This window comes from Thermoanaerobaculia bacterium (genome assembly GCA_035260525.1).
GTDB lineage: Bacteria > Acidobacteriota > Thermoanaerobaculia > UBA5066 > DATFVB01 > DATFVB01.
Map to the genome: position 1 here is coordinate 1 of DATFVB010000287.1, position 4,887 is coordinate 4,887.

General features: G+C 71.7%; 4 protein-coding genes. All 4 read right to left on the reverse strand.

From position 1 onward, the window contains the following. Positions 1–354: hypothetical protein (locus tag VKH46_13875; GenBank protein HKB71931.1), on the reverse strand; the 354-nt coding region annotated here is incomplete at its 3' end. 10 nt (positions 355–364) lie between these two features. Next, the gene (locus VKH46_13880; protein HKB71932.1) at positions 365–1,030 is read right to left on the reverse strand and encodes a hypothetical protein; all 666 of its coding nucleotides are present in this window, start codon (positions 1,028–1,030) and stop codon (positions 365–367) included. Next, a complete protein-coding gene (locus VKH46_13885; GenBank protein ID HKB71933.1) occupies positions 1,027–3,186 on the reverse strand; it encodes a CRTAC1 family protein in 2,160 nt (719 codons plus the stop codon). Before VKH46_13885 ends, VKH46_13880 begins: the two co-directional genes overlap by 4 nt. Positions 3,187–3,195: 9 nt before the next feature. After that, positions 3,196–4,887 (reverse strand): chloride channel protein (locus VKH46_13890; GenBank protein HKB71934.1); only part of this gene is annotated, 1,692 nt, incomplete at its 5' end.

Here is a 4,887-nt window from a genome sequence, read left to right on the forward strand (position 1 = left end):
CGGCCGGTTCCGGATGGTCGCGCCCTTGAACGTCATCAGGAGCCCGGTGGTCGCGACGATGACGGCGAGCGAGGCGATCGCGAGCCCCGCGTATTTCGCGCGGCGGTTCCGCATCCGGATCATGCGCTTCGCGTGCGTGACGGCGAACGCGAAGAACGGAATCGCAAGGAGCAGACCGAGCGCCAGGTGCAGGAGGAGCATTGCCATGAAGAACGAGGAGTACTTCGTGAACGAGAGCAAATAGATCGAATCGGCCGCCATCAGGCCGAGCGGTATCAGCAGGATGCGATAGAGCCGGCGCTGCCAGGGGAGAAGGACTCCTTTGGGGGAGGGGGGTGAGGGGACGCCTGACATCGCCGGGATTTTACCGCGAGGCCGGAGGCGGCGGGGAAGCCCCCCTCGTCGACGGGGAGGACGGGGCGGCGAGCCACTCCGCCGCGTCCCGGAACGCTTCCCGCGGGAAGCCGTGGTCGCTCCGGTACCACCTTTCGCTCATGGAGCCGTGAGGCGCCGAGGCGGCCGGCAGGGAGCCGCCGGCCGTCGTCCGGAAGAAGAGCACGCCGCCCGCGCCGCGGGGCGAAAGGTCGGCCGGCGGCGCCGGGTCGAAGAGCGCCGCCGCCCGGATCCGGCGGTCGGAGAGCGCGTCGCCGGGGCGGCGCGCGAGGAGCGTCGCTTCGCCGATGCCTCCCTCGATCGAGGCGGCGAGCGAATCGAGGACGCGATCGACCGTGGGGGCGTCGATCGTCTCGACCTCCGCGACCACGAACCCGCGGTCGAGAAGAAACGGCTCCGCGTCGCCGGCGAGCTCCGCCTCGACGATCGCGACGGGCGTGGCGCGCGGCTTCCGGGGCTTGCGCCGGTTCGGATACACCGACCCGGGAAGGAGCGGCTCGAAGAGCTCGGGAACGACGACTCGGACCGAACGGCCCGCCGCCTGAATCCGGAAGGATCGCGCCTTTCCGGCTGCCGCCGGCGAAGCGGCGAGCCAGAGCGCCGCGGCGAATGCCGCCCAGGGGGAGGCGGTTCTCACCGTCCCGCCTCTCCCTCTTTCCACACGTGGAAGCCCGCCCCGACGCCGCGGCGCACCTCTCGCGTCCCGTCGGGCCAGCGGACCTCGATCGTCTCGGCCGCCGCGGCGTCACCGAGCCCGAAGTAAAGGTCCTTGGCCGAGCAGGAGAGATAGGACGAGCCGGCGCGGACCTCGCCGATCCGGGTGAGCCCGCCCGCGGAGACGCGGACGACGGCGCCGACGGCCTCCCGGTTGAAGGAGGATTGGGAGACGAGCCGCAGCGTGAGCCGACGCGCGTGGCTCCACCCGTTTCGGTAGACGAGGACGGGTCCGCGGAACGTCGAGAGCACGACGTCGGGCGCGCCGTCTCCGTCGAGGTCTCCGAACGCGAGGCCGCGCGTGTCAGCGCGGGTGTCGAAACCCTCGATCCACGCGTCGTCCTCGAACCGGCCGCCGCCGAGGTTGCGATAGAGGTGCTTCGCGGAGCGCGACGCCATGCCATCGCGGCCGAAGTCGATCCCGCCCCAATATCCGTCGTGGAAGGCGACCCCCTCGCCCGACATCTCGTTCCAGAACTTCACCTCGTCGCTCTTCCCGCCCGGCGCGGCCTCCCACATTCCGTTGACGACGAGGAGGTCTTCCCGTCCGTCGCCGTCGAGGTCGACGAGCTCCGTTCCCCACGCCCAGCCTCCCTCCGTGACGCCGGCCGATTCCGACGTCCGCTCGAACGTCCCGTCGCCGCGGTTCCGATAGAGGCCGTCTCCCTGGCATCGCCGGAGCAGCATCGGGACGACGATCGGGCGCGCGACCGCCTGGACGATTCCGGGAAGCGGCGGCATCGGGAGCTTCGGCGAGCGGATCAGCCAGCGGTAGGGCGAGGAGAAGTCCGAGACGTGGAGATCGAAGCGTCCGTCGTTGTCGTAATCCCCCCAGGTCACTCCCATGCCGTAGCCGTCGTCGACAACGCCCGCCGCCTTCGCGACGTCGCGGAAGCGGGGCGACCCCGGAGTCGAGAAGTTCTCGTACAGGCAGTTCCTTCCGCAGTCGTTGGCGACGTAGAGGTCGTCGTCCCCGTCGCCGTCGAAATCGCAGGCGGACGCGGCGAACGCCCAGCCGCGGTCGGTGAAGCCCGCGCTCTCCGTCTCGTCGACGAAGAACGGCTTCCCGCCCCGTCCGACGTCGTGGAAGAAGCGGCTGCCGGGGCCGTTCTTCCCCGAGTACGCGGGGCCGGTCACACGCGCGTCTCCGTATGCCGCGACGAAGAGGTCGAGGCGGCCGTCGCGGTCCGCGTCGAAGAAGACCGCGGACGTGTACGTTCCCGAGAGCCCCGAAAGCCCCGATTCCGCCGTGACGTCGCGGAAGCGGCCGCGGCCCTCGTTGTGGAGCAGCCGGCAGTCGGAATAGGCGTAGGTGAGAAAGAGCTCGGGGAGCCCGTCGCCGTCGAGATCGGCCGCGACCACCCCGGCCGCCTCGCCGGGGGGGAGGCGGTCGAGTCCGGAGCCTTCCGTCGCGTCGCGGAAACGGCCATGCCCGTCGTTGACGAGCAGGATCGGCCGGCGGCTCGGGAGAAGGATGTCGAGGGAGCCGTCCCCGTCGAAGTCGGCGACGGCGATCCCCGGGTGGTGGTGGGTCGCGGGGATGCAGTAGTTCGTCATCTCGGCGGGGTCCCAGGCTTCGTGGCGGGCGGCGACGCCCCACGCACGTGTGACGTCGGTGACGTGGGGGCGTCCGCTCCGGATCCGCCCGTCCCATTCCGGTTGCGTGCGGCGGATCGTCCAGCCGTCGGCGGTTCGCACGAGCTCGAGCGTGAAACGCTCGTCGGCGGCGATCCGCTCGGAGAGGTCGCGAGCGCCGGTGCCGCTGAGAGCGACGCGTATCGTCATCGCCGCTTCCCGTTTCGGGCGGCGCGGAAAATCAACGATCGACGTCTCGACGCGGTCGCCGGGCGCCGCGGCTTTCCTCCAGGCGCCGGCGGCGGAGCGCAGCGGCGCGGCCGTGTCGACCTCGAGCGACGGCGCCGCTCGCCCGGTGCGGAACAGGGTGTCCACGTCCGCCGCGATCGACGACGCCCCGGACGTGTAGTCATCGAGGGACGGAGAGCCCGGTTTCGGCGCGGAGAGGCAGGCGAGGGCGAGCACCGCGACCGCCGCGCACGCGAGGAACGCCCGGATCGCCACGGAGGAATTCTAGCCGGATGGGATTCGCGCGCGCTCTTTCCAGATCACGGGCTCGGGCTCGTGCGCGGCGGCGAGGCGCTCGCGGTGCGCCGCGAGGACGTCGCCGCGCGTGATGAACCCGACGAGCGCGCCGGAGGGGTCGATGACGGGCAGGCGGCCGACGTTCTCCCGCACCATGTGGTCGGCAGCCTCACGCAGCGTCGAGTCCGGGAGGACGGCGGCCGGCGCGCGGGTGATGAGATCTCCGAGCGCCCGGGAGCCGGGCTGGTCGGGATCGAGGAGATTGCGGCGGGTGAGGACCCCGCGCAGGACGCCCCGGGCGTCGACGACCGGGAATCCCTGGTGCGCGCTTCCCGGCGCGCGGGACGCGATCCACGCGCGCGCCGCGTCGAGCGTCTGCTCGGCCGGGAGCGTCACGAGGTCCTTCGAGCACGCGTCGCGGACGAGGACCTGTCCGAGGTAGTCGGCCTCGTAATCGGCGGGGACGCGCACGCCGCGGCGCGAGATCTTCTCGGTCATGATGCTCTCGCGCATCAGGAGCGAAGCCACGAGGAACGCGGCCGTGCAGCCGCCGAGGAGCGGCAGGAGGCCGAGCGGCTGGAGGGTCGTTTCGAACGCGAACACGACCGACGTCAGGAGCGCGCGGGAGGCGCCGGCGAACATCGCCGCCATGCCGACCAGGGCCGCGATGCGGATGTCGATCCCGGCGCCCGGGAAGATCATGGCCAGACCGGCGCCGAGGAGCGCTCCGACCGCGCCGCCGATCGTGAACAGGGGGGCGAGCGTCCCGCCCGAGGTGCCGCTCCCGAGCGAGATCGCCCAGGAAAGGAACTTGAGGATTCCGAGCACGGCGAGCGCCTCGAGCGTGAACTTGGCCGAGACGATCTTCTCGATGTTGTCGTAGCCGACGCCCATCGTGTCGCCGCGGAAATATCCGATGACGCCGACCGCGACCGCGCCGAGGGCCGGCCACCACATCCAGTGGACGGGGAGCTTCTCGAACGCGTCTTCGACCGCGTAGACCGCGCGGGTGGCTCCCACCGCGGCGAGCCCGACGAGCCCGCCGAGCACGACGTAGAGGGCGAGCGCGCCGCCGCTCGGCGTCGAGAGGGCCGTCATCGGGAACACGGGGTCGGAACCGACGAGGATGTACCGCATCCCGGTCGCCGCCGCGGAAGCGAGCGCGACGGGGACGAGCGACCGCGCGCGGAACTCGAAGAGCAGCAGCTCGATCGCGAGGAGCACGGCGGCGACCGGGCTTCCGAAGGTCGCCGCCATCCCGGCGGCGGCGCCGGCGGCGAGGAGGATCTTCCGCTCGACGGCGGTCGTGGGGACGACCTGACCGAGGAGGGAGCCGAGCGCGCCTCCCGTCGCAATGATGGGCCCTTCGGCGCCGAACGGTCCGCCCGTGCCGATCGCCACGGCGGCCGAGAGCGGCTTCAGGAACGTGACGCGGGGCGGGATCCGGCTCTTGTTCAGGAGCACCTGCTCCATCGCCTCGGGAATGCCATGCCCGCGGATCGCCTTCGACCCGAAGCGCGCCATCAGGCCGACGATCACCCCGCCGATCACGGGCACGGCGATCACGGCCGCGCCGAGCGTGTTGCCCGCCGGCGAGGCGAACGAGAAGGAGAACCGCTGGTAGAACGCGAGGTTCGTGATGAGCCCGATCAGCAGCACGAGCCCGCGCGCGACGAGGCC